The organism is Roseovarius nitratireducens, assembly GCF_002925845.1.
GTDB classification, from domain to species: domain Bacteria; phylum Pseudomonadota; class Alphaproteobacteria; order Rhodobacterales; family Rhodobacteraceae; genus Roseovarius; species Roseovarius nitratireducens.
The window spans coordinates 153,736-178,286 of sequence record NZ_PDNI01000074.1; the positions used below are offsets into that span (position 1 = coordinate 153,736).

At 66.9% G+C, this 24,551-nt stretch carries 27 protein-coding genes; 9 read left to right on the top strand and 18 right to left on the bottom strand.

What is annotated here, in order from left to right; translation table 11 throughout:
- Positions 1 to 25: 25 nt before the first annotated feature.
- Complete coding sequence (gene dnaE / locus CRJ03_RS17120; protein WP_104020080.1) at positions 26 to 3,526, top strand: DNA polymerase III subunit alpha; 3,501 nt, start codon at positions 26 to 28, stop codon at positions 3,524 to 3,526.
- Positions 3,527 to 3,574: 48 nt separating this feature from the next.
- Entirely contained in the window at positions 3,575 to 3,967 is a 393-nt protein-coding gene (locus CRJ03_RS17125) for a hypothetical protein (RefSeq protein ID WP_104020081.1), read from the top strand.
- On the opposite strand, the gene CRJ03_RS17130 is transcribed toward CRJ03_RS17125, so the two are convergent.
- Positions 3,964 to 4,431, bottom strand: a complete 468-nt coding sequence (locus tag CRJ03_RS17130; protein ID WP_104020082.1) for a GNAT family N-acetyltransferase — start codon at positions 4,429 to 4,431, stop codon at positions 3,964 to 3,966. The genes CRJ03_RS17125 and CRJ03_RS17130 overlap by 4 nt on opposite strands.
- Positions 4,432 to 4,611: 180 nt before the next feature.
- Between CRJ03_RS17130 and CRJ03_RS17135 the strand changes: the two genes are divergently transcribed.
- Positions 4,612 to 8,067, top strand: a complete 3,456-nt coding sequence (locus CRJ03_RS17135; RefSeq protein WP_104020083.1) for a chromosome segregation SMC family protein — start codon at positions 4,612 to 4,614, stop codon at positions 8,065 to 8,067.
- A gap of 375 nt (positions 8,068 to 8,442) precedes the next feature.
- On the opposite strand, the gene rpmE is transcribed toward CRJ03_RS17135, so the two are convergent.
- The 12 genes from rpmE to CRJ03_RS17195 all read right to left on the bottom strand — a co-directional run bounded on the left by rpmE (position 8,443) and on the right by CRJ03_RS17195 (position 16,520).
- Positions 8,443 to 8,664 carry a 50S ribosomal protein L31 gene (rpmE, locus tag CRJ03_RS17140; RefSeq protein ID WP_104020084.1) on the bottom strand — a complete coding sequence of 74 codons (222 nt, stop codon included), beginning with the start codon at positions 8,662 to 8,664 and terminating at the stop codon, positions 8,443 to 8,445.
- A gap of 11 nt (positions 8,665 to 8,675) precedes the next feature.
- Positions 8,676 to 9,059, bottom strand: coding sequence for a 50S ribosomal protein L19 (gene rplS / locus CRJ03_RS17145; RefSeq protein WP_104020085.1), 384 nt, complete (start codon positions 9,057 to 9,059; stop codon positions 8,676 to 8,678).
- 261 nt (positions 9,060 to 9,320) lie between these two features.
- Positions 9,321 to 9,932, bottom strand: coding sequence for a cob(I)yrinic acid a,c-diamide adenosyltransferase (gene cobO / locus CRJ03_RS17150; protein ID WP_104020086.1), 612 nt, complete (start codon positions 9,930 to 9,932; stop codon positions 9,321 to 9,323).
- Between the two features lie 61 nt (positions 9,933 to 9,993).
- Entirely contained in the window at positions 9,994 to 10,800 is an 807-nt protein-coding gene (gene trmD / locus CRJ03_RS17155) for a tRNA (guanosine(37)-N1)-methyltransferase TrmD (protein ID WP_104020087.1), read from the bottom strand.
- A gap of 5 nt (positions 10,801 to 10,805) precedes the next feature.
- Entirely contained in the window at positions 10,806 to 11,309 is a 504-nt protein-coding gene (gene rimM / locus CRJ03_RS17160; RefSeq protein WP_104020088.1) for a ribosome maturation factor RimM, read from the bottom strand.
- Positions 11,310 to 11,334: 25 nt separating this feature from the next.
- The gene (gene bluB, locus CRJ03_RS17165) at positions 11,335 to 11,964 is read right to left on the bottom strand and encodes a 5,6-dimethylbenzimidazole synthase (protein ID WP_104020089.1); all 630 of its coding nucleotides are present in this window, start codon (positions 11,962 to 11,964) and stop codon (positions 11,335 to 11,337) included.
- A gap of 18 nt (positions 11,965 to 11,982) precedes the next feature.
- On the bottom strand, positions 11,983 to 12,348 hold the full coding sequence (rpsP, locus tag CRJ03_RS17170) for a 30S ribosomal protein S16 (protein ID WP_104020090.1): 366 nt from the start codon (positions 12,346 to 12,348) through the stop codon (positions 11,983 to 11,985).
- Between the two features lie 48 nt (positions 12,349 to 12,396).
- Positions 12,397 to 12,696 (bottom strand): chorismate mutase, encoded by a 300-nt coding sequence (locus CRJ03_RS17175; protein WP_104020091.1) that lies wholly within the window; start codon positions 12,694 to 12,696, stop codon positions 12,397 to 12,399.
- 83 nt (positions 12,697 to 12,779) lie between these two features.
- The gene (locus tag CRJ03_RS17180; protein WP_104020092.1) at positions 12,780 to 13,388 is read right to left on the bottom strand and encodes a GNAT family N-acetyltransferase; all 609 of its coding nucleotides are present in this window, start codon (positions 13,386 to 13,388) and stop codon (positions 12,780 to 12,782) included.
- A complete protein-coding gene (locus CRJ03_RS17185) occupies positions 13,385 to 13,948 on the bottom strand; it encodes a GNAT family N-acetyltransferase (RefSeq protein WP_104020093.1) in 564 nt (187 codons plus the stop codon). Before CRJ03_RS17185 ends, CRJ03_RS17180 begins: the two co-directional genes overlap by 4 nt.
- A gap of 51 nt (positions 13,949 to 13,999) precedes the next feature.
- Positions 14,000 to 15,496, bottom strand: a complete 1,497-nt coding sequence (gene ffh, locus CRJ03_RS17190) for a signal recognition particle protein (RefSeq protein WP_104020094.1) — start codon at positions 15,494 to 15,496, stop codon at positions 14,000 to 14,002.
- A 217-nt stretch (positions 15,497 to 15,713) separates the two neighbouring features.
- Entirely contained in the window at positions 15,714 to 16,520 is an 807-nt protein-coding gene (locus CRJ03_RS17195) for a mechanosensitive ion channel family protein (RefSeq protein WP_104020095.1), read from the bottom strand.
- A 158-nt stretch (positions 16,521 to 16,678) separates the two neighbouring features.
- Here CRJ03_RS17195 and CRJ03_RS17200 point away from each other — a divergent pair, with 158 nt between their 5' ends.
- Positions 16,679 to 17,488 (top strand): alpha/beta fold hydrolase, encoded by an 810-nt coding sequence (locus CRJ03_RS17200; protein WP_165375346.1) that lies wholly within the window; start codon positions 16,679 to 16,681, stop codon positions 17,486 to 17,488.
- The gene (locus CRJ03_RS17205) at positions 17,485 to 18,417 is read left to right on the top strand and encodes a DMT family transporter (RefSeq protein ID WP_104020097.1); all 933 of its coding nucleotides are present in this window, start codon (positions 17,485 to 17,487) and stop codon (positions 18,415 to 18,417) included. The genes CRJ03_RS17200 and CRJ03_RS17205 overlap by 4 nt, the downstream gene beginning before the upstream one ends.
- 258 nt (positions 18,418 to 18,675) lie before the next feature.
- On the opposite strand, the gene CRJ03_RS17210 is transcribed toward CRJ03_RS17205, so the two are convergent.
- Positions 18,676 to 19,887 (bottom strand): bifunctional alpha/beta hydrolase/OsmC family protein, encoded by a 1,212-nt coding sequence (locus tag CRJ03_RS17210; RefSeq protein WP_104020098.1) that lies wholly within the window; start codon positions 19,885 to 19,887, stop codon positions 18,676 to 18,678.
- A 198-nt stretch (positions 19,888 to 20,085) separates the two neighbouring features.
- Here CRJ03_RS17210 and CRJ03_RS17215 point away from each other — a divergent pair, with 198 nt between their 5' ends.
- Both CRJ03_RS17215 and CRJ03_RS17220 read left to right on the top strand, forming a co-directional pair.
- Positions 20,086 to 20,835: a GGDEF domain-containing protein gene (locus tag CRJ03_RS17215; protein WP_104020099.1), complete on the top strand. Its 750-nt coding sequence runs from the start codon at positions 20,086 to 20,088 to the stop codon at positions 20,833 to 20,835.
- 123 nt (positions 20,836 to 20,958) lie between these two features.
- On the top strand, positions 20,959 to 21,147 hold the full coding sequence (locus CRJ03_RS17220) for a hypothetical protein (RefSeq protein WP_104020100.1): 189 nt from the start codon (positions 20,959 to 20,961) through the stop codon (positions 21,145 to 21,147).
- A gap of 6 nt (positions 21,148 to 21,153) precedes the next feature.
- On the opposite strand, the gene dddP is transcribed toward CRJ03_RS17220, so the two are convergent.
- Complete coding sequence (dddP, locus tag CRJ03_RS17225; protein WP_104020101.1) at positions 21,154 to 22,494, bottom strand: dimethylsulfonioproprionate lyase DddP; 1,341 nt, start codon at positions 22,492 to 22,494, stop codon at positions 21,154 to 21,156.
- Positions 22,495 to 22,673: 179 nt separating this feature from the next.
- On the opposite strand from dddP, the gene CRJ03_RS17230 reads away from it, so the two are divergent.
- Positions 22,674 to 22,973 (top strand): SCP2 sterol-binding domain-containing protein, encoded by a 300-nt coding sequence (locus tag CRJ03_RS17230; protein ID WP_104020102.1) that lies wholly within the window; start codon positions 22,674 to 22,676, stop codon positions 22,971 to 22,973.
- On the opposite strand, the gene CRJ03_RS17235 is transcribed toward CRJ03_RS17230, so the two are convergent.
- Both CRJ03_RS17235 and merF read right to left on the bottom strand, forming a co-directional pair.
- Positions 22,968 to 23,174: a GDCCVxC domain-containing (seleno)protein gene (locus CRJ03_RS17235; RefSeq protein WP_104020103.1), complete on the bottom strand. Its 207-nt coding sequence runs from the start codon at positions 23,172 to 23,174 to the stop codon at positions 22,968 to 22,970. The two genes, CRJ03_RS17230 and CRJ03_RS17235, sit on opposite strands and share 6 nt — an antisense overlap.
- Positions 23,171 to 23,395, bottom strand: coding sequence for a mercury resistance system transport protein MerF (gene merF, locus CRJ03_RS17240; RefSeq protein ID WP_240611709.1), 225 nt, complete (start codon positions 23,393 to 23,395; stop codon positions 23,171 to 23,173). The genes CRJ03_RS17235 and merF overlap by 4 nt, the downstream gene beginning before the upstream one ends.
- Before the next feature lie 76 nt (positions 23,396 to 23,471).
- Here merF and CRJ03_RS17245 point away from each other — a divergent pair, with 76 nt between their 5' ends.
- Entirely contained in the window at positions 23,472 to 23,876 is a 405-nt protein-coding gene (locus CRJ03_RS17245; protein WP_104020105.1) for a MerR family transcriptional regulator, read from the top strand.
- Between the two features lie 18 nt (positions 23,877 to 23,894).
- On the opposite strand, the gene CRJ03_RS17250 is transcribed toward CRJ03_RS17245, so the two are convergent.
- On the bottom strand, positions 23,895 to 24,548 hold the full coding sequence (locus CRJ03_RS17250; protein WP_104020106.1) for a ChrR family anti-sigma-E factor: 654 nt from the start codon (positions 24,546 to 24,548) through the stop codon (positions 23,895 to 23,897).
- Positions 24,549 to 24,551 lie beyond the last annotated feature (3 nt).

The following is a 24,551-nucleotide window of genomic DNA, read 5'->3' on the forward strand; positions in this document are numbered from 1 at the left end:
CCACATGCCGGGCTAGGATCGGGGCATGAGTAATGCCCCCCGATTCATCCACCTGCGCGTGCACAGCGAGTATTCGCTGCTCGAAGGGGCGGTGCGGCTCAAGAAGCTGCCGGGCCTGTGCGAGACGGCCGGAATGCCCGCCGTGGCCGTCACCGACACGAACAACATGTTCGCGGCGTTGGAGTTTTCCGTCACCGCGCAGGCCGCGGGGGTGCAGCCGATCATGGGCTGCCAGGTGGACCTCGCCTATCAGGAGCAGGTGCCGGGCGAGCGATCGAGGCCCCCCGCGCCGGTGGTTCTTCTGGCGCAGGACGAGCGCGGATACGGCAACCTGCTGAAGCTCAATTCGTGTCTCTACCTGCGTGGCGACGGGCAGGTGGCGCATGTCACCCTCGATGAGATCGAAGCCCATGCCGAGGGTGTGATCTGCCTGACCGGTGGCCCGGATGGCCCTGTAGGTCGCCTGTTGCAGGGCGGGCAGCGCCCGGCGGCTGAACAGCTCTTGCAGCGGCTCAAGGCGGCGTTCGGCAACCGGCTCTATGTCGAATTGCAACGCCACCCCGGCGAGGACGGCGCGCCCGAGGCCGAGCGGCTGACCGAGCGCGGCCATGTCGAGATGGCCTATGCGTTGGACCTGCCATTGGTGGCCACCAACGATGTCTATTTCCCCAAGGCGGACATGTACGAGGCACATGATGCGCTTCTGTGCGTGGCTGACGGGGCCTATGTCGATCAGAACGCGCCGCGCCGCCGCCTGACGCCGCAGCATTACTTCAAGAGCCAGGACGAAATGGCCGCGCTCTTTGCCGATCTGCCCGAGGCGCTGGAGAATACTGTCGAGATCGCCCGGCGCTGTGCCTTTGGCTGCTACAAGCGCGATCCGATCCTGCCGCGTTTTGCCGATGACGAGGTGGACGAGCTGCGCCGTCAGGCGCGCGAGGGGCTGGAAAAGCGGCTCGCCGTCATTCCCCACGCCGCCCCCGTGGAAGATTATGAGAAACGGTTGGAGTTCGAGCTTGGCATCATCGAGGGGATGGGCTTTCCCGGCTATTTCCTGATCGTTGCCGATTTCATCAAATGGGCCAAGGGACGGGATATCCCGGTGGGCCCCGGGCGCGGCTCGGGGGCGGGGAGCCTGGTGGCCTATGCGCTTACCATCACCGATCTCGACCCGCTGCGCTACAAGCTGCTGTTCGAGCGGTTCTTGAACCCCGAGCGCGTCTCGATGCCGGATTTCGACATCGACTTCTGTATGGACCGCCGCGAGGAGGTGATCGCCTACGTGCAGCAGAAATACGGGCGCGACAAGGTAGGGCAGATCATCACGTTCGGCGCGCTTCTGTCCAAGGCGGCGGTGCGCGACATCGGCCGCGTTCTGCAGATGCCCTACGGGCAGGTCGATCGCCTCTCCAAGATGATCCCGGTCGAGGGGGTCAAGCCTGTCTCGATTGAGAAGGCGCTCGCCGACGAGCCGCGCCTGCGCGAGGCAGCACAGGCCGAGGAGGTGGTGGACCGGTTGCTCACCTACGGCCAGCAGGTCGAGGGGCTGTTGCGCAATGCCTCGACCCATGCCGCGGGCGTGGTGATTGGCGACCGCCCGCTCGACGAGCTTGTCCCGCTCTACCAGGACCCGCGGTCGGATATGCCGGCCACGCAGTTCAACATGAAATGGGTGGAGCAGGCGGGGCTGGTCAAGTTCGACTTTCTGGGCCTGAAAACCCTGACCGTCATCCAGAACGCCATCGAGCAGATCCACGCCGAGGGGCGCGACCTTCACATCGCTGCCGATGGCAGCACCATCTATCAGCCCTTCGAGGGGGCCGAGAACGATATCGGGCAAATCCCGCTCGATGACCCCAAGACCTACGAGCTTTACTCCCGTGCCCGCACGGTGGCGGTGTTCCAGGTGGAAAGCTCGGGCATGATGGACGCGCTCAAGCGCATGAAGCCCACCTGCATCGAGGATATCGTGGCGCTCGTCGCGCTCTATCGGCCTGGCCCGATGGAGAACATCCCGAAATATTGCGAGGTCAAGAACGAGCTGAGCGCGCGCGATTACCTGCACCCTTCCGTCGATCACATCCTCGACGAGACGCAGGGCATCATCGTCTACCAGGAACAGGTGATGCAAATCGCGCAGGAAATGGCGGGCTATTCGCTCGGTGGTGCAGATCTCTTGCGCCGGGCGATGGGCAAGAAGATCCAGGAGGCGATGGATGCCGAGCGGCCCAAGTTCATCGAGGGCGCCAAGGCCAACGGTGTCGATGATGCCAAGGCGCTCGAAGTCTGGAACTTGCTCGACAAGTTTGCCAATTACGGCTTCAACAAATCCCACGCCGCCGCCTATGCGGTGGTCAGCTATCAGACCGCGTGGCTCAAGGCCAATCACCCGGTGGAGTTCATGGCGGGTGTCATGAATTGCGATATCCACCTCACCGACAAGCTCGCCGTCTATTTCGAGGAGGTGAAGAAGGGGCTCGCGCTCGACTGGGCCGCGCCCTGCGTGAACCGGTCGGCGGCAGATTTCGTGGTGCGCGGGGGTGTGCTGCATTATGCGCTCGGCGCGCTCAAGAACGTGGGCGTCGAGGCGATGAAGCTCATCGTGGAGGGGCGCGGCGAGCGGCCCTTTGCCACGCTCTACGATTTCGCCCGGCGGGTCGATCTCAAGCGGATTGGCAAACGGTCGCTGGAAATGCTGGCGCGGGCGGGCGCCTTCGATGCGCTGGACCGCAACCGCCGCCGCGTGTTCGAGAGCATTGACGCGCTGATGAACTATTCGGCGGCGATACATGAGCAGAAGAACTCGAACCAGGTCTCGCTCTTTGGCGATGCGGGCGAGGACTTGCCCGAGCCGCGCCTCGCACCGGTGGAGGATTGGCTGCCCGCCGAGCGGCTGACCGAGGAATTCAAGGCCGTGGGTTTCTATCTCTCGGGCCATCCGCTTGACGATTACATGGCCGTGCTCAAGCGGCAGGAGGTCAAGACGCTCGACGAGGTGATGGCGCGCGCAGAGCGGGGGCCGTTCCTCGCCAAGATGGCCGGGGTGGTGGCCGGGCGGCAGGAGCGGAAATCGGCGCGCGGCAACCGCTTTGCCTTTGCCCAGCTCAGCGATCCGACCGGTAGCTATGAGGTCACGCTGTTTTCAGAGGTGCTGGAGAAGTCGCGCGATTTTCTCGAGGCCGGCGCGCAGGTGGTGATCACCGCCGAGGCGACGATGGAGGCGGACCAGTTGAAGCTGTTGTGCCGAGCGGTGCAGCCTGTTGACGGCATGGTGGCCGATGCCGGGGCGGTCGGGCTGTGCGTTTTTGTCGATCAGGTCGAGGCAATCGGCTCGGTTGCGGCGGTGCTGGACGGCGCGGCCAAATCTGTGCGAGGGGCGCGGCCCGGTCCGATCCGGTTCCGGCTCCTTGGCGCAGGGCTGCCCGGCGAGGTGGAGATCGACAGCGGCGCGGAATACCCCGTCAACCCGCAGATCAAGGGCGCAATCCGAAGCCTGACCGGCGTGGTCATGGTCGAGGAGATATAGCCCGGCGCGCTTAAGCTGATTTTAACCGGCGCAGGGCAAGGCTCGGTCATGCGGTGGATCGCGCTTGTCCTCATGGCCATGCTGGCCGCCTGTTCGCATCCCTCCCCGGCGTTCTGGGGCGTGGCCCCGGTGCGGGTCAGCGTCGGGCAGAGCACCTTTGACGTGCGGATCGTGGGGCGGCACGCGCAGGCGATCCGGCTCAGCCGGGAATGGGCACCGCGCACGATCTCGGTCGCACCGCGCGCCGCCGCCGCCATCGCAGAAGTCAGCGGCTGCGCGGTTCCCCGGCTCTGGGGCGATCAGGCGATGCTGGAGGCGGCGCTTGTCTGCGGGTGGGGCGCCTCCGCGCGGCGCGGCGTGCCGCGCGTGCATGAGTGCCGCGTGGTGCCGACGCGCAGGCGGTGGACCGAAGTGACCTGCACCCCGCGAGCGGAGGATTAGCCGAGCGATTTTTCCATGAAGATCGAGCTGGCTGCATCCGGGTAGTCGCCGAACGGCCCGCGCCGCACGAAGCCGTGGCGCGCATAGAGCCGCAGTGCCGAGCCGAGCTGGTCGCCGGTTTCGAGCCGCAGGAGGGGCAGGCCATTTGCCCGTGCCTCGGCCTCGATCCGAGCGAGCAGCGCCTCGGCCACGCCTTGCCCGCGCGCCGCCTCGGCCACGAACATGGATTTCACCTCGCCATAGCCGTCGCGCAGGGCAAGCGCGCCGGTGCCGAGCGTCTCGTCGCCCCGCTTCGCCACGAAGAAGCGTATGTCGGGGGTGCAAAGCGCGTCTGTGTCGAGAAAGAAATTGTCCTCGGGGGGAAACAGCGCGCGCATGAGATCGTGCGATTGCCGCAGCAGCGCCCCCACCGCCGCGTCGCGCGGGTCGCCAGGGGTAATGGTGAGGCCGGACGGGTCGTGCATGGCGCAGGTTTACGCCGAGCCTGCGCATCCTGCAAGCGGTCTGACAGCGGGAAGGTACGCAATATGCTGTGGATAAGCGGTCAACCTTCCCCATATCCTGTGTTTCCATGTTGACAGCCCCGCCCGTGGCCCAGCACACTTCCCTATCATCGGAATCATCCATCCCGGGGGCGCGCTGGCGTGCAGTTCTCCAAGCTCAGACTGACCGGTTTCAAGAGCTTCGTCGATCCCACCGACCTGGTGATCGCCGATGGGCTCACCGGTGTGGTGGGCCCCAATGGCTGTGGCAAGTCCAACCTGCTAGAGGCGCTGCGCTGGGCGATGGGAGAAAATCGCCCGACCGCAATGCGCGGCGACGGGATGGAGGACGTGATCTTCGCGGGTTCTTCGAGTCGCCCGGCGCGAAACTTTGCCGAGGTGGTGATCCATCTCGACAATTCCGACAGGCGCGCGCCGGCCGGGTTCAACGATGCCGATCACCTGGAGATCACCCGCCGGATCACCCGCGACGTGGGCTCGGCCTACAAGCTCAACGGCAAGGACGTGCGTGCGCGCGACGTGCAAATGCTGTTCGCCGATGCCTCGACCGGCGCGCATTCTCCCGCGCTCGTCAGGCAGGGGCAGATTGCCGAGCTGATCAACGCGCGCCCCAAGGCGCGGCGGCGTATCCTCGAGGAGGCGGCGGGGATTTCCGGCCTCTACCAGCGCCGCCACGAGGCTGAACTGAAGCTGCGCGGGGCCGAGACCAACCTCACCCGCGTCGATGACGTGATCGAGCAACTGGCCCAGCAGATTGCGCAATTGGCGCGGCAGGCGAAGCAGGCGGCGCGCTATCGCCAGATCGGCGAGGAACTGCGCCGCGCCGAGGGGCTGCTCCTGTGGCGGCGCTATTCGGAGGCTGACGAGGCCCATACGGCGGCCGAGGCGGCCTTGCGCGAGACCACGACCGAGGCTGCCCGTGCTGAGAGGGCGGCCCGCGAGGCGGCCCGCCTGCGCGCAGAGGCCGATGATGCCCTGCCCGCCCGGCGCGAGGAAGAGGCGGTCGCTGCCGCGATTCTCCAGCGGCTCGGTGTGCAGCGCGACACGATCGCGGAGCAGGAAAACACCGCGCGCGAACGGATCACCACGCTCGAGGCGCGTATCACCCAGCTTGATCGGGACATGGAGCGCGAGGCGGGGCTTAACCGTGACGCGCAGGAGACCGTCGAGCGCCTCGAATGGGAAGCAGCAGAGCTTGCCAAGGCATCGGAGGGTCACGAAGCGCGCCTTACCGCAGCGGCTGAGGAGGCTAGAGATGCGGCCCGCATCCTCGAGGCGCGCGAGGCGGACCTGAGCCGACTGACCGAGGACATGGCCCGCCTCTCGGCGCGGCACCAATCCGCGCAGCGCCTGATTGACGACAACCGCAAGACCCTGTTGCGTAGCGAGGCCGAGGCCGAACGCGCGCGCACCGCGCAACGTGAGGCGCGCACGGCCGAGCAGGAGGCGGTGACCACCTACACCGCCGCGAAGGCGGCCGAGGCGGAGGCGGTGGCCCGCGCGCAGGCGGCGGAGGCTGCGCTCGTGGACGCAGACGAGGCGCGCGCTGCGGCGCAGTCCCGCGAGGCCGAGGCCCGCGCCGCCCGGTCCGAGGCCGAAGGCGAGCTGGGCGCGTTGCGTGCCGAAGCGTCGGCGCTGGCGCGGCTGGTCGAGCGCGACACGGCCGAGGGTGGCCAGATCATGGACCTGTTGCAGGTGGCTCCCGGATACGAGAAGGCGCTGGGTGCCGCGCTCGCCGACGATCTGCACGCGCCCGAGGTGGAGGAGGACGGGCCTTCGGGCTGGCGCGACCTGCCCGGCTATTCTGCTGCGCAGCCGCTTCCCGAGGGAGTGACGGCGCTTGGCAACCACGTCACCGTGCCGACCGTGCTGGCGCGCCGGATCGCGCAAATCGGCCTTGTCGAGCCCGAGGACGGCCCGCGCCTTCAGCCCTTGCTGAAGCCGGGGCAGCGTCTGGTCAGCCGCGATGGCGATCTGTGGCGCTGGGATGGGTTCCGGACATGGGCCGAGGATGCCCCCTCTGCCGCAGCGCTGCGACTGGAGCAGCTCAATCGCCTCGAGGATCTCAAGCAGCAACTTGAGCAGGCTGAGGCCCGGGCCGACGGGGCCGCGCGCGCGCACGATGCGTTGCGCGCCGCGCTGACCGCGCGCACCGAGGAGGACCGCGCCGCACGCGAGGCGCGCCGCGCTGCCGATGCCGCCGTGACCGAGGCGAGCCGCGCGCTGAGCCGGGCCGAGGCTGACCGCAACCTTGCCGCCTCGCGGCTCGAATCGCTAGGCCTTGCCGCCGCGCGCCACGAGGAAGAAGCGGAGGCCGCCCGCGCCGCGTTGACTGAGGCAGAAGCGGCGCTCGCGGAGCTTGGGGACCTGTCCTCGGCTCGGGCCGAACTGGAGGATATCAAGACCACGGTCGAGGCCTCGCGGATCACCATGATGACGCGGCGCACGGCGGCGGACGACCTGCGCCGCGAAGGTGAGCGGCGCACGGCTCGCGGACAGGAGATCGCCCGCGAGGTGAGCGGCTGGCGGCACCGGCTCGAGACCGCCGCGACGCGCGGGGCCGAGCTTGCTGAGCGCAAGGCGACCTCGGAGGTGGAGCTGGCCGAGGCGCGGACCACGCCCGAGACACTGGCCGCGAAACGCGCCGAATTGAGCGCGGAGATCACCCGTGCCGAGGCACGCCGCGCCGCTGCGGCGGACGCGCTTTCCACTGCCGAAGCGCGCGCGCGGCAGGCCGCCGCCGACGAGCGCGACGCCGAGCGCCATGCGTCAGAGGCGCGCGAGGCCCGTGCCCGCGCCGAGGCCCGGCGCGATGGCGCGCGCGAGGGCTGTGAACTGGCCGCGGAGCGGATCATGGAGGCGCTTGGCCTGACACCCGTGGCATTGCGCGAAACGCTCGATGTGGACCCGGCGGCGATGCCCGCCTCGGAGACGATCGAGGCCGACGTGGCGCGGCTCAAGCGGCAGCGCGACGCGCTTGGGGCGGTCAACCTGCGCGCCGAGGAGGACGCGCGCGAGGTCGAGGCCGAACACGCCTCGCTGACCGGGGAAAAGGCCGATCTGGAAGAGGCGATCAAGACCCTGCGCGGGGGCATCGCGAGCCTCAACCGCGAGGGGCGCGAACGGCTTTTGACCGCGTTCGAGCAGGTGAATTCCAATTTCACCTTGCTGTTCCGGCACCTCTTTGGCGGTGGTGAAGCCAATCTCGTGCTGGTCGAAAGCGATGATCCTCTGGAGGCGGGACTGGAGATCATGTGCCAGCCACCGGGCAAGAAGCTTTCGACGCTGAGCCTGCTGTCGGGGGGCGAGCAGACGCTGACGGCGCTGGCGCTTATCTTCGCGGTGTTCCTCGCCAACCCGGCGCCAATCTGCGTGCTCGACGAGGTGGACGCGCCGCTCGACGACGCCAACGTGACGCGGTTCTGCGATCTGCTCGACGAGATGTGCCGCCGCACCGAGACGCGGTTTCTCATCATCACGCATCACGCGGTGACGATGAGCCGGATGGACCGCCTCTTTGGCGTCACGATGGCCGAGCAGGGGGTAAGCCAGCTCGTGTCTGTCGATCTCAACAAGGCTGAGGCGATGGTGGCGTGAGCCTTACAGCCATAACATCAATTTTAACCTTTCCTTCACGCTGCTTACAGAATGTACTGTTGCTGCAGTCCATAGCAGCAGAAGGAGGTGATCTGACTGAATGAAACCGATTTCCGAAAATGGATGGTTTTTCTGGCGGCGGGAACGCTGTTGGTTACAGTCATCCGGCTTTTGATGGGGCTCTGAGCCCCTGAAAAAGTAAAGACCCTGCGGAGTAGCCGCTCCGCAGGGTCACGTTTTCGGTGCTCAGACTGAAAACAACTTCCGAATAATCGGTATACTGCCCATTCCTTAGCGAAAAGTAAAGCTCTGGCCGCGCAAACGAAAACGCCGCCCCGAGGGGCGGCGCTGCTGGTTCGCGATACCCGCGACTTATCAGAAGCCGAGGCCCGCGTACTTGTTCTTGAACTTCGACACGCGACCGCCAGCATCGGTGAGGCGGGTGCCGCCGCCGGTCCAGGCAGGATGCACGGAGGGGTCGATGTCGAGCGACAGCGTCTCGCCCTCGGACCCGTAGGTGGAGCGCATCTGCACGACGGTACCATCGGTCAGTTTGACGTCGATGACGTGATAATCGGGGTGGATGTTTTTTTTCATCGTGCCAGTCCTTACGCCGACTTGCCCTTGAGGGGCTTGTAGTGGGTGTCTTCCGCGATCCGGGCGGATTTGCCCCGGCGCGAGCGCAGATAGTAGAGCTTGGCGCGGCGCACACGGCCGCGGCGCACAACCTCGATGTTCTCGATATTGGTCGAGTAGAGCGGGAATACGCGCTCCACCCCCTCGCCAAAGGAAATCTTGCGCACGGTGAACGAGCCAGCGACGCCCTTGCCGTTCTTGCGGCTGATGCAGACGCCTTCGAAATTCTGCACGCGGCTCCGGGTGCCTTCGGTCACCTTGTAGCCGACGCGAATCGTGTCGCCGGCCTTGAAATCGGGAATGGTCTTCCCGAGCGAGGCGATCTGTTCCGCCTCCAACTGAGCGATAATATCCATCGCTGCATCTCCTGGTTTGCTTGCGGTTTGGTCCGCAAAGATGTGTCGCGTCCGTGAGAGCTCTTGGTCTTCTTCCGGGTCCGCGGATGCGCCCGCCAGAGATCAGGTCGTCATTTCGTTTGTCGGCGTTCGCCGTGGTTGCCGTGATCGGCCGAAGAAAGCCGAGCGAAAGGAAGCCACAGGAAACATGCCCGCAACCGCCGAGGCGATTCCAGACCAGAGGCGTATAGGCGGGTTCGCGGCGGCGATCAACCCTTCGGTTCAGAATTCCACGCCGGCCTGTGCCTTGATGTTCTGCTCGCGGAAGGGGTGCTTGATCTCGGTCATCTCGCTGACCAGATCGGCGATCTCGATCAGCGGCGGCTTGGCGCTGCGGCCGGTCAGCACGACATGGGTCATCGGCGGCTTTTCCTCGGCGAGGAAGCGCACCACGTCGTCGATGTCGAGATAGTCGTAGCGCAGGGCGATGTTGATCTCGTCCAGAAGCACCATGCGGTTTCTCTCGTCGCGGATCAGGTCCTTCGCCGTGTCCCATGCCGCCTGCGCCATCACGGTGTCGCGCTCGCGGTCCTGCGTCTCCCAGGTGAAGCCTTCGCCCATGACGTGAAAGGCGCAGATATCGGCAAATCGCTCCTTGAGCACGTCGCGCTCGCCGCTCTGCATCGAGCCCTTGATGAACTGCACCACCGCGCAGGGCATCCCGTGGCCGATGCAGCGCAAGATCATGCCAAAACCCGAGCTGCTCTTGCCCTTGCCGTTACCGGTATGGACGATGATTAGCCCCTTCTCGCCCGTCTTGTGTTTCATTATGCGGTCGCGGGCGGCCTTGATCCGCTTCATCTTTTCGGTATGGGCCTGTGGGTCGGTGGTCATCGGCGGCTCCTGTTCCTGCGTGTCAGACCTGACCTAGCCCGGTCGCGCCCGATGCCGCAAGTCAGTCGCTTTCATCCGCGCGCGGGGAAAGATGTGCTTGCCACAGGTCGGGCCGGCGTTCGGCGGTGAGGCGCTCGGACATCTCGCGCCGCCAGCGGGCCACGCGGCCGTGATCGCCCGAGGTGAGCACCTCGGGGATGGGGTGCCCCCGCCATTCGGCGGGGCGGGTGTAGTGGGGATGTTCCAGAAGCCCCTCGGAAAAGCTCTCTTCCTCGGTCGATGCCTCGTTGCCGAGAACGCCGGGCAAATGCCGCACGCAGGCGTCAATCACCGCCTGCGCGGCGATCTCTCCGCCGGTCATGACGAAATCGCCGAGGCTGATTTCCTCGATGTCGTAATGGTCGATAACCCGTTGATCCAGCCCCTCGAATCGCCCGCAGATGAGCGTGACGCCGGGGCCCGACGCGAGCCTGCGCGCGCGGGCCTGCGTGAGCGGGGCTCCGCGGGGGCTGAGATAGATCAGGGGCTGGTCGGGCGGCGTGCCGGCCTGTGCCGTGTCGATGGCGCGGCCCATCACGTCGGCGCGCAGCACCATGCCCGCGCCGCCGCCTGCGGGGGTGTCATCGACGTTGCGGTGCCGCCCTTCGCCGAAGTCGCGCAGGTCAATGGTGTCGAGCGACCAAAGCCCCTCACGCAGCGCGCGGCCAGTCAGGCTCTCGCCGAGGATGCCGGGAAAAGCCTGCGGTAGCAGGGTGATGACGCGCGCGGTCCACACCCCGGCAAGCGTTGGGGCAGGCGTGATCAGGTCGCGGGGCCGCGCCGAGGGGCGGATGCTCTTGCGACCGTGGGATCGGGGGGTGTCGGTCATGGCGATCAGAATATCCCCTCGGGAGGGTCGGCAACGATCCGGCCAGCGACGAGATCGACGGTCGGCACCGCCTCGCGGGTGAAGGGCAGAAGCACGGTGCGGCTCTCGCCCGGCACCTCGATCTCGAGCAGGTCCGAGGCCCCGTGGTTGAGCACCGCGCGCACGCGGCCCAGCAGCGCACCACCGCTGTCATGAACGGAAAGTCCAATGAGATCAGCGTGATAGAATTCGTCCTCGGGCAGGTCCGGCAGGCGCTCGCGCGGCACGTAGAGGCGCGTGCCGCGCAAGTGTTCGGCCTCATCCCGCGTCCTGACGCCCGACAGCCGCGCGGTGAGCGCACCCGACGTCTGTCCGGTGAGGGTGACGTCGAAGCTTTGCGCGCCGTCCTCCGTGGTGAGCGCGCCATAGGCGGCGATGTCGTCGGCTTGGGCGGTGAAGCTCTTGAGCCGCACCTCGCCATGGACACCGAACCCCCCGGCGATGGCGCCGACGCAGACCTTGTCGCTCATGGATGGACCCTTTCGTTGCGGGGCATCATCGTGTCTCTACCGGGACATCCTGACGGCGGTCTTCCCATCCGGCAAGCTCGAGCTCGGGGGTGTCGCTGTCGGTCTCGGGCCAGCCGATGCAGAGATAGGCGACGAGGCGCCAATCGTGTGGAATATCAAGGTCTTGGGCAAGGCGGTCGGGGTCGAGGATCGACACCCAGCCAAGGCCGAGACCGCGAGCACGGGCGGCGAGCCAGAATTGCGTGATCGCGCCCACCACCGAATAGCGGCGCGCCTCGGGCATGGTCTGCGCCCCGAGTCCGGCGCCCTTGTCCGTGCCCTCGTCGCAGAAAACGGCGAGCTGCACAGGGGCTTCCTGCATGCCCGAAAGTTTCAAGCCGCTGTAAAGGCGTGCCTTTTCCCCCGCGTAGCCGTCGAGCGCGGTGGCATTGGCGGCGGTGAAGTTCGCCAGCGCGGCGGCGCGGGCGGCGTCGGATTGCACGCGGATCACGCGCCACGGCTCGCTCAACCCCACCGAGGGTGCGAGGGTGAAGGTGGCGAGGCAATCGCGCAGGATCGCCTCGTCCACCGGGCCGGTGCGAAAGCGGCGCACGTCGCGCCGCCAACGCATCAGCCGCAGCAGATCGGCCTGGAAGTCGATGGAAAACTCTGACATTCCAGTGCCTTACATATCTTACTCTTCCGCCGGTGCCTCGGCGGCGGCGGCGGCTTTCTCGGCCTTCTCGGCGGCGCGTTCCTGGGCCTTCTTGCCGGGCTGGGCCTTTTTCATGTTGGCGCGTTCGGCCTTTTCGCGGACGCCGGCGGCTTCGAGCATGCGGGCGATGCGGTCCGTGGGCTGCGCGCCCTTGTCGAGCCAGTGCTGGATGCGCTCGACATCCATCTTGACGCGATCCTCGCTGTCCTTGGGCAGGAGCGGGTTGTAGGTGCCCAGCTTCTCGATGAAGCGGCCGTCGCGCGGCATGCGGCTGTCGGCCGCGACGATGCGGTAGAAGGGGCGTTTCTTGGAGCCACCACGGGCAAGGCGGATTTTCATGGCCATTTTGATTTCTCCTTTAATGGCAGGGGTTTGGTGGGGTGTAATCCCACCTTACGATTGCTGCTTTCGGTGATGACGGATCACCTCGGCGATGATGAAGTTGAGGAATTCGCGGGCGAATTCCGGGTCGAGATCGGCGGCGTTCGCCAGCTCTTCGAGCCGTTCGATCTGTGCGGCTTCGCGCGCGGGATCGGACGGGGGAAGGTCGTGCGCGGCCTTGAGCCGGCCCACGGCTTGGGTGTGTTTGAAGCGCTCGGCGAGCGTGAAGACAAGGATCGCGTCGAGGCGGTCGATGCTCTCGCGGTGCTCGGCCAGAAGCTCGGCGGCGCGGGTGGTCGTGGCGTCAGGCATCACGGCCTCCATGCAAGGCGAACCGCACGGTTCGCGCGCCGAACCGCACGGTTCGGCCTGTGCGGCGGACGGTGGGGCAAGGATCAGTCAACGGGCATCCCCCTCGGTTTGAACAGCGGGTCGCAGTAATGGTTGATTTCCAGTTCGATGCCGTCGCGAATCTGCCCCGATGCGGCGGCACCGGGGGCGGGGTGGCGATAGACCGCGTCGGAGCCGTCGATGGTCGCAGCATCGTGGTCCTTGGTGCAGCCCAAGCGCTCGGCGAGGCGGATCGAGTCGAGGTTCTTGGGGTCGATATAGCTCACCGCGCCGTCCCAGCCCTGGCGTTCGTAGAAATGGCGGCGCACGGCGTGGGTGGCCTCGAGCGCGTAGCCGTGGCCGGATTTCTCGGGCCAGATGATCCAGGCGATCTCGCGCTCGGGCCATTTCGCGGGGAACCAGCCGCCGGTCATGCCGAGGGTCTCGTCGGTTGCCTTGTCGTGGATCATCCACATGCCGAAGCCGCGGATCGCCCAGTGGCCGATCTCGGCAGCGTAGAGCATCCACGCCTCGTAGCCGTTGAGAGGCCCGCCCATGAACCGCGAGCGGTAGGAGGCGAAGGTTGCCTTGAAATCGGGGTAATCGCCCACCTCTGGCCCGCGCAGCACGAGGCGGCGGGTCTCGATCACCGGGATGTCGGGATAGTTGGTCATGCGTAAGCCTCGACCGAGCCATCGTCGTCGCGGCCCAAGGCGGCGCCGGGGCCGGGGTGGCGATAGAGGTAATCGCGGCCCATGTGGATGTTTTCGTATTCGCGCTCGAACCATGCGCCAAGTCGCTCGGCCAGCGCGATGGAGCGGGTGTTGCCGGGCACGATGTTGGAGGTGAGCGTGGTCAGGCCGAGATCCTCGTAGGCGTAGCGGCGGGCGCGCGTCGCAGCCTCATAGGCGATGCCGCGGCCCTCGAACCCGTCGAACACCACCCAGCCCAGTTCCGGTTCGGGCCAGCCTTCGGGATACCAGATGCCGGTGATGCCGGCGGGCTGGCCGGTCTCGCGGTCCTCTATCGTGAAATAGCCGTGGCCGTGGATGTGCCAGTGACCCACGTTGAGCGCGAACCAGCGCCATGCGTCGCCGCGGTTGGGGGACGCGCCGAAGCCCGCTGCGCGCTCCTGATCGAGCAGGAAGGCGATCATCGGCTCGATGTCGCGCGGTTCCGGCCCGCGCAGGATCAGGCGGGGCGTGTCGAGCACGGGGGCGTTGGTGAGGGTCATGGGCGGGCCCCCGTTGAATCTGGATATTTTTGGCAAGATGAAGTCATGGGGCTATTTCTTCTTGCCGAAACCCGAGAGGCCGGGGGGCAGGCCCATGCCGCCGCCCATGCCGCCCATGCCGCCGGGCAGTTTGCCGCCCATGGCGCGGGCGGCTTCTTCCATTGCCTTGGGGTCGTTCATGTCGGGCATGCCGCCGCCCTTGCCCATCATGCCGCCGAGAGCCTGCTTGAGCATGCCCTTGCCGCCCTTCTTGCCGAGTTTCTTCATCATGTCGGCCATCTGGCGGTGCATTTTCAGCAGCTTGTTGAGGTCCGACACCTCTTGCCCGGCGCCCGCCGCGATGCGTTTCTTGCGGCTGGCCTGCAACAGGGCGGGGTTGGCGCGTTCCTTCTTGGTCATCGACTGGATGAGGGCGATCTGGCGGGTGATCATCTTGTCGTCGAAGCCGGATTCCTGCACCTGCTTGGCCATCTTGCCCATGCCGGGCATCATGCCCATCAGCCCTTCCATGCCGCCCATCTTTTGCATCTGTTCGAGCTGGCTGCGCAGGTCGTTCATGTTGAACTGACCCTTTTGCATCCGGCGCATCATGCGCTCGGCCTGTTCGGCCTCGAGCGTTTCCTGCGCCTTTTCCACGAGGCTGACGATGTCGCCCATGCCGAGGATGCGGCCGGCGATGCGCTCGGCCTCGAACGTCTCGATGGCGTCCATCTTCTCGCCCAGACCGACGAAGCGGATCGGCTTGCCGGTGATGGCGCGCATGGAGAGGGCGGCACCGCCGCGCCCGTCGCCGTCCATCCGGGTGAGGACGACGCCGGTCACGCCGATCTTGTCGTCGAACTCGGTGGCGACGTTGACCGCGTCCTGGCCGGTGAGGCCATCGACCACGAGGAGCGTCTCGCGCGGGTTTGCCACGTCGCGCACCGCCGCCGCCTGCGCGATGAGTTCGGCGTCGATGTGGAGGCGGCCTGCCGTATCCAGCATGTAGACGTCGTAGCCACCCAAGGAGGCTTGGGTCTTGGCGCGTTTGGCGATGGCGACGGGGTCTTCGCCCTTGACGATGGGCAGGGTATCGACGCCGATCTGTTTACCCAGAATGGCGAGCTGTTCCATCGCGGCGGGGCGGTTGGTGTCGAGCGACGCCATCAGCACGCGCTTGCCGTCGCGCTCTGTCAGGCGCTTGGCGAGCTTGGCGGTGGTGGTGGTCTTGCCCGAGCCCTGAAGGCCGACCATAAGGATCGGCGCGGGCGGGTTGTCGATCTTGAGGGCGCCGGGATCGCCCTCGCCGCGCAGCGTGTCGATGAGCGCGTCGTGGACGATCTTGACGACCTGCTGGCCGGGGGTGACGGATTTGGTGACCGCCTGGCCGGTGGCCTCTTTCTCAACCCGCTTGATGAAGTCGCGTGCCACCGGAAGCGAGACGTCGGCCTCGAGCAGGGCAACGCGCACCTCGCGCAGGGCGGTCTTGACGTCGTCTTCGGAGAGCGACCCCTGCCGGGTGAGCCGGTCGAGGACGCCGGAGAGGCGCTCGGACAGGTTTTCGAACATCGCTCGCGCTCCTTCGCGCCGGTTGCATGTCTGTCACCCGAGATGGGGGCGACGTCTCAAACGATAAATGCCCCCGTGGGCGCAATGCGCTGACGGGGGGCGATCCCGGGCATTCAGCCCAAGGGACCGGAAGCGGCAAGCCTCCGGGGATTGGGGGCGTTTACGCCGGGCGTGCGGGCGAGTCAAGGTGAAGCGCGGCGGCCAGGCCCACCCCGCGTTACCCTGCCTTTTCCACGTTCACCTGGTGCGGATAGGGGATCGAGATGCCGCCCGCGTCGAATGCCTCCTTGACCGCCTTGGTCATGTGGAATTTCAGGTCCCAGTAATCGGCGGCGTTGCACCACAGCCGCACGCCGATATCGACGCTGCTGTCGCCGAGGTTCACCACCCGTGCCCAGGGCTCGGGATCGTCATGGACGCGCCCGTCGGCGCGGGCGACATCGAGGATGATCCCGATCGCGCGATCCGCGTCGTCGCCGTAGTCGATGCCGAAGCCGAGATCGCAGCGCCGCGTGGCGTGGTGCGAGTAATTGGTGATGATCGCCCCCCATGCCTGTCCGTTGGGCACGATGATCTGCACGTTGTCGGGCGTCGAAAGCTCTGTGATGAAGAGGTTGAGATCGATCACCGTGCCGGAGGTGCCGCCGATATCGACGTATTGGCCCAGCTTGTAGGGGCGGAACAGGACCAGCATGAACCCTGCCGCCAGATCGCTCAGTGTGCCCTGGAGCGCGAGGCCGACGGCGAGGGTCGCCGCGCCCAGAACCGCGACGAGGCTGGTGGCCTCGATGCCGAAGATGCCCAGTACCGCGATGAGCACCATGAGCAGGATCACCCATTTCACGGTGGCGGCGGCGAAATTGCCGATGGTCTTGTCGATGCGCGTGCTGACATTGACGCGGCGGCGGACCATGCCGCCGATCGTCCCCGCCACGATCCAGCCCACCACAAGGACCGCCAGCGCCTTGGCCGCGGCGATCACGAGCGGGGTGTAGCCACCCAACGATGAAAGGATGTCCTGCATTTGGAACTCCGTCTGTACGAATGAAGTCTCCAAAGACTTGCAACAGGTCCGGCGGTTTCGCAATGGCGCGGCCTTCGCCGGATGTGAGATCGGGCATCTTGCGCCCGTCGCACCCGCCGCCTAGCGTGCCCGCGATCCTGACCGCAGCGGAGAGACCCATGCACCTGCGCCTGACCGAGACCGACGCGCTTTGCTACATCCATCACGCGCCCACACGCGACGGCGCGCCGACCTTCGTTTTCGTCAACGCGCTCACCGGCTCGACCGAGGCGTGGGAGGCGGCGGTCGCGCCGGCGCTGCGCGATCAGGGGTTCGGCACGCTGAGCTGGAATTTCCGCGGGCAGGCCGATTCGCCATTCGACCCGGCGCTGGAGCTGACCGACGCGGTGATCGTGGCCGATCTGCAAAGGCTGCTGGCCGAGCTTGCCCCGCCGCGCCCGATCCTCGTGGGCCTGTCCATCGGCGGGCTCTACGCCGCGCGGGCGGTGCTGAACGGCACGCAAGTCGAGGGGCTGGTGCTGCTCAACACGTTGCGCGAGATCGGGCCGCGGATCGACTGGGTCAACCACGCGATGGCACGCATCGTGGCGCATGGCGGGGTGGGGCTGTTTCTCGACGCGCTGTTCCCGTTGCTGGTGAATGGCGATTTCGCCGCGAAGGCGCGGGGCAATTTCCTCAAGGGGGATTATTCTCCGTTGCCGCCCGAGCATGGCCACATGAACCTGATGCGCAACGCCGCCCATGCCGACTGGGCGCTGGAATATGGCGCCCTCGCCCTGCCCACCCTTGTCATCACCGGGTTGCAGGACCGGGTGTTCCTGGACCGCGACGTGGTGGACCGGCTCTATGCCGCGCTGCCCGACGCGCGGCGCGAGGACTGGGCGGAGGCGGGCCACCTGCTGCCGCAGGAGGCGCCCGACCGGCTGATGGCAAGCCTTGCCCGCTTTGGGCAGGAGCTGAGCGCATGAACATCCCCGAGAAATGGGCCTACCCGGCGGTGATGATCGGTGTTTGCGGCCACGCAAGCAGCGAGTTCTTTGCCAAGCTCTCGGGCGTGGCGGGGCCGGAAACCAGCGTCTGGCGGTATCTGCTGGGCGGTTTCGGCCTGATCCTCTGGGCGCTGTGGGATCGCGACAGCCGCGACCTGCTTGCGCCGCTCAGGAAGGAGGGGCTGCATATCCTGTGGCTGTCGCTGATGGGGGTGACCGTCACCTACCTGTTCTTTCACTGGGCGCTCGACTACGCCACCGTGATCCAGGTGGCCACCGTCACCACCACGATCCCGATCTTCGTGGGGCTGGCCAACTGGGTGGTGAACGGTATCCATCCCGGCGCGGTCAAGATGATCACCGGGGTGCTCGCGGTGCTGGGCATCGCGGTGCTGCTGACCGACGGTGCGCTCGCCGCGCTTGCGGGCGAGGCGGGCACGCTTCCGGGGGTGCTGCTGGCTACCGGCTGCGCCGCGCTTGGCTCGTTCTACGCGGTGCTGATCAAGCCGGTGATGGGGCGGCACGGGGGCCTGCGGATCATCGCGCTGACGATGATGATCGGCGGGATCGGGTTGTGGCTGCTGGTGGGTGTGGCCTGGGGCACCTGGGTCAACCCGGCAAGCATCGTCGAGAAACCGGCGCTGGCGGCGTGGTCGCTGGTGATACTCGCGCTGTGGAACACCACCATCACGCAACTGATGTGGTTCGGCGGGCTGTCGGCGGCGCCGGACATTACCCGCGCGTCATACCTGTTTTTCCTCAAGCCGATCATCGCGGCGGCGCTGGCCATCGTGGTGCTCGGGTCGTGGCCCACCCCGCTCCAGGTGCTCGCCATCGCGCTGGTCACTGCCTGCGTTCTGGTCGAGCTATATTGGCCGAGGCTGCGCGCGCTGGTGGGGCGGGGGTAGGCCCGAGGGTCAGGTGGGGGATGTCTGGCCGTGAGCGGACGTTGCCGTGAGCCGCGCCATCGACAGGCCGCGGGCTGGCGATCCGACGGTTTTTCAGGGCGCTTTATGCTCGCCGAATCTCAAAAACCTGTAATCGGTGCGCGAGCTTAGACAAATCGCCAGTCCGGGGGGCGGCCTGGCGATGGCGCGGCGGGCTTCGCCCTCGATTCCGCGCCGGGGGCAAGAACCGAACGGCAGAAACAGGCCAACCGCCACCTCCTACCCCGCGCGCGTCTCGACCACCGCGCTCTGCTCGAGCGTGCGGTGCACCGGGCAGCGGTCGGCGATTTCCATCAGGCGCGCGCGCTGATCCTCGTCGAGGTCGCCCTCCAGCCGGATCACCCGCAGGAAGCGGTCGGCCTTGGCCGTGCCGCGGCTGTCGGCGTCCTGCGCGTGGACCTTGTCGTGGCAGACATCGACGCTGACATGGTCGAGTGGCCAGCGCTTGCGGCGGGCATACATGCGGATGGTCATCGAGGTGCAGGCCCCGAGACCGGCGGCAAGGAATCCATAGGGCGACATGCCGCGATCGGTGCCGCCATAGGCCTCGGGCTCGTCTGCGAGCATGTGGTGGGAGGGACCCGCGTTCACATCCTGAAGAAAGCCGTCCGGGTCCGCCTCGCTCACCCGCACGACGCCCTCGGGCGCGCCCGGCGGCGGGGCGGGGGCGCGCAGGTCGAGGTATCGCGTGGCCCACGCGGCGATCACCTCTGCGGCATACTCGGCATCCTCGGGGTTGGTCACCAGATGATCGGCCCCGTCGAGGGTGACAAAGCTCTTGGGGTGCTTTGCCACCTTGAAGATTTCGGCGGCGTTCTCGATCCCCACCGCTGCGTCGCGCGGCGCGTGCATCACCAGCAGCGCACGGCCCAGACCTTCGATCTTGGGGCCCAGCCGCTCGGCACGCACATCCTCGACGAAGCCCTGCCCGATACGGATCGCCCGCCCGCCAAGCTGCACTTCGGCCGCGCCCTCCGTCTCGATCCGCTCCAGCGCGCCGGCGAAATTATGGGTCACGTGGCCGGGATCGAACGGCGCGCCGATGGTGACGACCGCGCGCACGCTGTCGATAGCGCCCGCCGCTGCCAGCACCGCCGCGCCGCCGAGGCTGTGCCCGATCATCAGCCCCGGCGCCATGCCGCGCGCGGCCAGCGCCGCCGCCGCGAGTTCGAGATCGGCCACGTTCGAGGCAAATGACGTGTTCTCGAATTCGCCACCCGAATGGCCCAGCCCGGTGAAATCGAAACGCAGCACGGCGATGCCAGCACCGGCCAGCCGCGCCGCGATGCGGCGCGCGGCGGGAATGTCCTTGGAGCAGGTAAAGCAATGCGCGAAGAGGGCCGTGGCCAGATGCGGCCCCTCGGGCAGGTCAAGCCGCGCGGCAAGCTCGTGGCCGTCATGGCCCGCGAAGGTGAAGCGTTCGGTGGGCATGTTCCCGTCCCCTTTCAATTCCGTCGCCTAGAGACTAGGCGCGCCGTGCCGCGGCTTCCAGCATCGGGCGCGGGTCGTCACGCGATGGTGAGGCTTCGTGGTTTTCGCATCGAATTGACCGCATTATCCCGGCGCGTCCCCACCTACCATTAACCCGGATCGCGCCATGTTGAAACGGGTGCAACAGGAGGGTGAGAGATGACTTGGCGCGTGCGCACGAAAGGGGATGTGTGGCGATTTACCGTGGCGATCTCGGCGATCGTTCTGCTGGGCAGCCTGGGCCTGCGCTTCGGGATGCTGCCGCCCGATCTCGCCGCGCGCACGCTCGTTCCCGGGTCGGCGATGGCGTTGATGCTCGCCGCGCCGATCGCGTGGTTCGTGGGCCGCCGGATGCACGAGGTGCACCGCCTGGGCACGCGGCTGGAACACGCGATCAACCACGACCTGCTCACCGGCGTGCACACGCGCAGGGCGTTTTACGAGCGCACCGGACCGATGACCGGGGGGGGCTGCGCGGTGATCGTCACGGATATCGACAATTTCAAGGGGTTCAACGACCGTTACGGCCATTTCGCGGGCGACCAGGCGCTGCGCCAGTTCGCCGCCATTCTGACCGGGAATTGCCGCCATGCCGATATCGTCGCGCGGTTCGGCGGCGAGGAATTCGTGATCGTGCTGAGCGATGCGGGTGCCGGGGAGGGGCTCGCCGTGGCGGAACGGCTCGCCGCGCGGGTCCGTGCCTCGGCGATCTACCACGGCGCGCATACCCTGTGCCTGACGGCGAGTTTCGGGGTTGCGGCGCTGCCGCCCGGTGGCGACATGGATATCGCGATCCAGCAGGCCGATCGCGCGCTCTACCGTGCCAAGCACGCCGGGCGCGACCGTGCCTTTCTCTACGATCCGGGCTGTGACGATGCGGCGATCCCGATGGGCACGGCGGCGGAATGAGGGCTGATGAAGGGAACGCCTAACATAACGAGATTTGATGATTAACATTATAAACATTCGTTTTCGTGATTGAATGCGCGGGCCTATCTATCCTTGTACCACGCTCAAGGAAAGGACAGCACAATGCCCCAGGATATCTGCCTCACACCGGCCTCTCGCGCCCGCCCCGTTCCCCGCTTTACAGTGACACTTGGCCTTGTGGCGTTGCTGATGGCGGTGATCGTCTCCGGTGAAACCCCGGAACCGCGCAGTGTCGAGGGGGCCGAGCCCGCCTACGAGGACTGGCACGGCAATGTGCGCCGCTCGCGCTGACCGGCGTCAGTTGCCCATCAGCGCCGCATCGAACGGATAGCGCGTCAGGTTCTCGTGCCCGTCCTCGGTGATGAGAACCTGGTCCTCCAGCTTGATCGAGAAATCGCCGCCAACCTCGCCTACCAGCGCCTCGACGCAGAGCACCATGCCCGGTTCCAGCACGTAGTCGAAGGCCCCCTCGACCATCTTGTCGGGGTAGGCCACCAGCGGCCACTCGTCGCACAGCCCCACCCCGTGCATGAGGCAGCCGTATTTCTGCGCCTGGAATTTCTCGTCCAGGACGTGGGTGTTGCGGCTCAGGTCCTGGATGTTCACGCCCGGCTTCAGCATCTCCATGTTGGTGCGGATATGCTCCACCGCGTGCTGCATGGCATGGATCATGTCCGGGCGCGGCCGCTGATCGCCGATCCACCAGCTGCGCGAGATGTCCACGCAGATGCCGTAGCTGCCGATCAGGTCGGTGTCGAAGCTGATGATCTCGTTTCGCTGGCACACCCGCGGCCCGCATTCCTGGAACCACGGGTTGCTGCGCGGTCCCGAGGCCAAGAGCCGCGTTTCGATCCACTCGCCGCCGCGGCGGATGTTCTCGGCGTGCAGCACGGCCCAGATGTCATCCTCGCAGGTCTTGCCGTCGCCCACGTTGGCGCGGGCGAAATCCTCCATCGCGCGCACGGCGGCCTCGCAGGCGTGGCTCGCGCAGCGCATGGCGCGGATCTCGTCGGGGCCCTTGACGCTGCGCGCCTTTTCGGTGACCTCCTCGCCCTCCATGATGGTGAGCCCTTGCGCCTCTAGCGCGCGCAGCCCGTGGATCATCGGCTTGTCCACGGCGAGCCGCGTGTTGCCGGGGGCGTGTTCGGCCAAGATCGTGCGGACGTCACCCGCGAACAGGTCGGCGGCCACGTCCACCTTGTCGCCCCGGTCGAAATAAAACAGGTCCGCGCCCGAGCGAACCTCGGCCACCAGCGGGTTGAACGACGACAGGAACGGCGCGTTCTTGTAATCCCACATCACCATGTGCCCATCGGCACAGAGCAGCAGCGCGCGAAACGGGTTATGCGCGTTCCAGAGCTGCATGTTGGTGCTGTCGGTGGCGTAGCGGATGTTGAGGGGATCGAACATCAGCAGGCCCGCGTAATCGCGGTCCACGATGTGCCGCGTGAGCCGCGCCCAGCGATAGCGGCGCATCGCCTGCAAGTCCGGCAGCTCCAGCCCCGCCGCCGCCCATTCGTCGAAGGCGAGCCGCGTCGGCCCGATCTCGATCCGGTCGGCATCGTTGGGGGTGTTGTCGCCAAGCGTGGTGCCGCGTGTCGGGTCGATCTTGCGGGTATCGCGATAGTGGCGGTTCATCGGTTGGTCCTCCCTCCCGCCAGATTGGCAAGCGGCGGGCATTGCCCGCGCGCCGGATTGCGACGCGGGCCAATGTCGATTTTCGCCCTTCGTGACGCAGGGTCCGGCTTGCACGCGCCGCCGTGCGGCCCATGCTCGGCCGTGACCGCAACGCGCGCGAAGCAAGGACCATAGTGCCCATGACCCCCCTCATCGCCGAATACGTCGCTACGCTCGGGCCTCGGGCCACGGGGCGCATCCGGGGCCGTGCCCGGCTGGAAATCGCGGATCACGGCAGCGTGCTGCTGAGCGAGACGGGGGCCGAACCGGGCACGTCCGACGCCCCTGCCGACGTCGTGCTCGGCGCCAGCGACGCGGTGTTTCGCGCGATCCTGTCGGGCGAGCAGAACCCGATTACCGCCTACATGACCGGCAAGCTGCGGGTGGAGGGCAACGTGCAGCGCGCGCTCAAGGTGTCGGGCATCCTCACCGGGTCATGAGTCGCAGCATCCTTTGCCCGCCTGGACAGGCGGGCAGGGCACCGTGCCGTAGGAGCAGAACACGCAGCAATCGCCCGGTTGCGGGCGCAGCACCGCGCCGCAGGCGCTGCATTCGTGGAACCATTGGCAGGAGTCGGTGGGCATCTCCAGATCCTCGGCGGCGCCGCAATGCGGGCAGGTCAGCCGCGAGGACAGGCTCATTTGCGGTTCTTGCGGCGCCATAGCGTAACCCCCGTGAAGATCAGAAATCCGGCCAGCAGCGGCAACAGCACCGCGTCGCGATAGAGAACGCCGATCAGTCCCGACAGGCCAAGCGCCCCGAGCACCCACGGCAGCAGCGGCGTCACGCAGCACAGCGCGGTGATCGTGGTCCCCCCAAATCCGAATGCCAGTCGCCAATCCGCCATGCCCGTCGTCCTCATGCCCGTTGTTCTCTGGCCAATCCGGTGTGCAGGCTACATCCTGTAGCCGCTACAGAATCAAGGGGGAGACGTTCACATGTCCACGATCGGCGAGGCCGCGCGCCGCAGCGGCGTGCATGTGGAGACCATCCGATATTACGAGCGCAGCGGCGTGGTGCCGCGCCCGGCACGCACCGCAAGCGGGCGTCGCGACTATGCCGAGGCCAATATCCGGCGGCTGGGTTTCATCCGGCGCTGCCGAGACATGGGCTTTCCCCTGACGGACGCGCGCCGCCTCGCCGCGCTGACCGCGGATGCCCACGCCAACTGTCCCGATGCGCAGGCCGTCGCCGAGGCGCATCTCGGGGCGCTGCGCGCACGGATGGCAGAGCTTCGTGCGATAGAGGCGGAGCTTGCGGCACTGGTGGAAAACTGCTCGCGGCGCGCGTGCCCTTGCCCGGTGCTGGAGAAGCTGGAGGAGGGGCCGGACAGGGGCCCGTGACGCGCCGCGCGCTAACCGTCAGATGCGCAGGAAGGGCTGCGCCAGACGTGGAATCATCCCGCGGAACCGCAGCGGCGCATCGGTGGCGGCGAGGCAGATGCAATCCGCCCCGATATCGGCGACGGGCATGTGGTGGAGATCCTCGTCCGCGATTTCGATATCGCCGGGACCGTAGCGGTCGGTTTCGTCCACGAAGGCGCCTTGCAGCACCAGCGTCAGTTCCGTGCCGCGGTGTCCATGATCGGGCACTGCCGCGCCCGCCGGGATGAACAGAAGCCGCGCCGTGGCGTCGCGCGAGGTGGGCAGGATCGCCTGTTTCACCCCCATGCCGATGGACCGCCAGCGCACATCGGCGAGGTCGCCGCCCACGTAATCGCAAAGCGGCGCGGGCAGCACGCCGCGTTTGTGCGGCGCGGGGGTGTTGACGACGGGCGCGCCGTTGCGGATGCGCGCCATTGTCACGTCAAGGCTATCGGGGGCCATCGCCACGGTATCGGCCCGTTCCAGGACCGCGCCGCCAAGGCTCTCGTAGGCGCCGAGCCGCGCGCGGCATTCGTCGCACATCGACACATGCGTGGCCACGGCCAGGCTGAACGCTTCGGGCAATGCACCCGCAGAATAAGCCATCAGCAGCTTGTCGGTCAGGTGGTGGTTGATGTCGTGCATGGTCATGGT

Excerpts from the sequence above, each read along its gene's own strand:
- CRJ03_RS17205 (WP_104020097.1), top strand. The coding sequence starts at position 17,485 with ATGAACATCCCCGAGAAATGGGCCTACCCGGCGGTGATGATCGGTGTT.
- CRJ03_RS17245 (WP_104020105.1), top strand. The coding sequence starts at position 23,472 with ATGTCCACGATCGGCGAGGCCGCGCGCCGCAGCGGCGTGCATGTGGAG.
- dnaE (WP_104020080.1), top strand. The coding sequence starts at position 26 with ATGAGTAATGCCCCCCGATTCATCCACCTGCGCGTGCACAGCGAGTAT.
- rpsP (WP_104020090.1), bottom strand. The coding sequence starts at position 12,348 with ATGGCCATGAAAATCCGCCTTGCCCGTGGTGGCTCCAAGAAACGCCCC.
- CRJ03_RS17215 (WP_104020099.1), top strand. The coding sequence starts at position 20,086 with ATGACTTGGCGCGTGCGCACGAAAGGGGATGTGTGGCGATTTACCGTG.
- bluB (WP_104020089.1), bottom strand. The coding sequence starts at position 11,964 with ATGTCAGAGTTTTCCATCGACTTCCAGGCCGATCTGCTGCGGCTGATG.
- CRJ03_RS17235 (WP_104020103.1), bottom strand. The coding sequence starts at position 23,174 with ATGAGCCTGTCCTCGCGGCTGACCTGCCCGCATTGCGGCGCCGCCGAG.
- merF (WP_240611709.1), bottom strand. The coding sequence starts at position 23,395 with ATGAGGACGACGGGCATGGCGGATTGGCGACTGGCATTCGGATTTGGG.
- CRJ03_RS17195 (WP_104020095.1), bottom strand. The coding sequence starts at position 16,520 with ATGCAGGACATCCTTTCATCGTTGGGTGGCTACACCCCGCTCGTGATC.
- CRJ03_RS17210 (WP_104020098.1), bottom strand. The coding sequence starts at position 19,887 with ATGCCCACCGAACGCTTCACCTTCGCGGGCCATGACGGCCACGAGCTT.
- CRJ03_RS17220 (WP_104020100.1), top strand. The coding sequence starts at position 20,959 with ATGCCCCAGGATATCTGCCTCACACCGGCCTCTCGCGCCCGCCCCGTT.
- rimM (WP_104020088.1), bottom strand. The coding sequence starts at position 11,309 with ATGAGCGACAAGGTCTGCGTCGGCGCCATCGCCGGGGGGTTCGGTGTC.
- CRJ03_RS17180 (WP_104020092.1), bottom strand. The coding sequence starts at position 13,388 with ATGACCAACTATCCCGACATCCCGGTGATCGAGACCCGCCGCCTCGTG.
- CRJ03_RS17185 (WP_104020093.1), bottom strand. The coding sequence starts at position 13,948 with ATGACCCTCACCAACGCCCCCGTGCTCGACACGCCCCGCCTGATCCTG.
- rpmE (WP_104020084.1), bottom strand. The coding sequence starts at position 8,664 with ATGAAAAAAAACATCCACCCCGATTATCACGTCATCGACGTCAAACTG.
- CRJ03_RS17250 (WP_104020106.1), bottom strand. The coding sequence starts at position 24,548 with ATGACCATGCACGACATCAACCACCACCTGACCGACAAGCTGCTGATG.
- CRJ03_RS17230 (WP_104020102.1), top strand. The coding sequence starts at position 22,674 with ATGACCCCCCTCATCGCCGAATACGTCGCTACGCTCGGGCCTCGGGCC.
- CRJ03_RS17130 (WP_104020082.1), bottom strand. The coding sequence starts at position 4,431 with ATGCACGACCCGTCCGGCCTCACCATTACCCCTGGCGACCCGCGCGAC.
- cobO (WP_104020086.1), bottom strand. The coding sequence starts at position 9,932 with ATGACCACCGACCCACAGGCCCATACCGAAAAGATGAAGCGGATCAAG.
- CRJ03_RS17200 (WP_165375346.1), top strand. The coding sequence starts at position 16,679 with ATGCACCTGCGCCTGACCGAGACCGACGCGCTTTGCTACATCCATCAC.
- CRJ03_RS17125 (WP_104020081.1), top strand. The coding sequence starts at position 3,575 with ATGCGGTGGATCGCGCTTGTCCTCATGGCCATGCTGGCCGCCTGTTCG.
- trmD (WP_104020087.1), bottom strand. The coding sequence starts at position 10,800 with ATGACCGACACCCCCCGATCCCACGGTCGCAAGAGCATCCGCCCCTCG.
- dddP (WP_104020101.1), bottom strand. The coding sequence starts at position 22,494 with ATGAACCGCCACTATCGCGATACCCGCAAGATCGACCCGACACGCGGC.
- CRJ03_RS17175 (WP_104020091.1), bottom strand. The coding sequence starts at position 12,696 with ATGCCTGACGCCACGACCACCCGCGCCGCCGAGCTTCTGGCCGAGCAC.
- ffh (WP_104020094.1), bottom strand. The coding sequence starts at position 15,496 with ATGTTCGAAAACCTGTCCGAGCGCCTCTCCGGCGTCCTCGACCGGCTC.
- rplS (WP_104020085.1), bottom strand. The coding sequence starts at position 9,059 with ATGGATATTATCGCTCAGTTGGAGGCGGAACAGATCGCCTCGCTCGGG.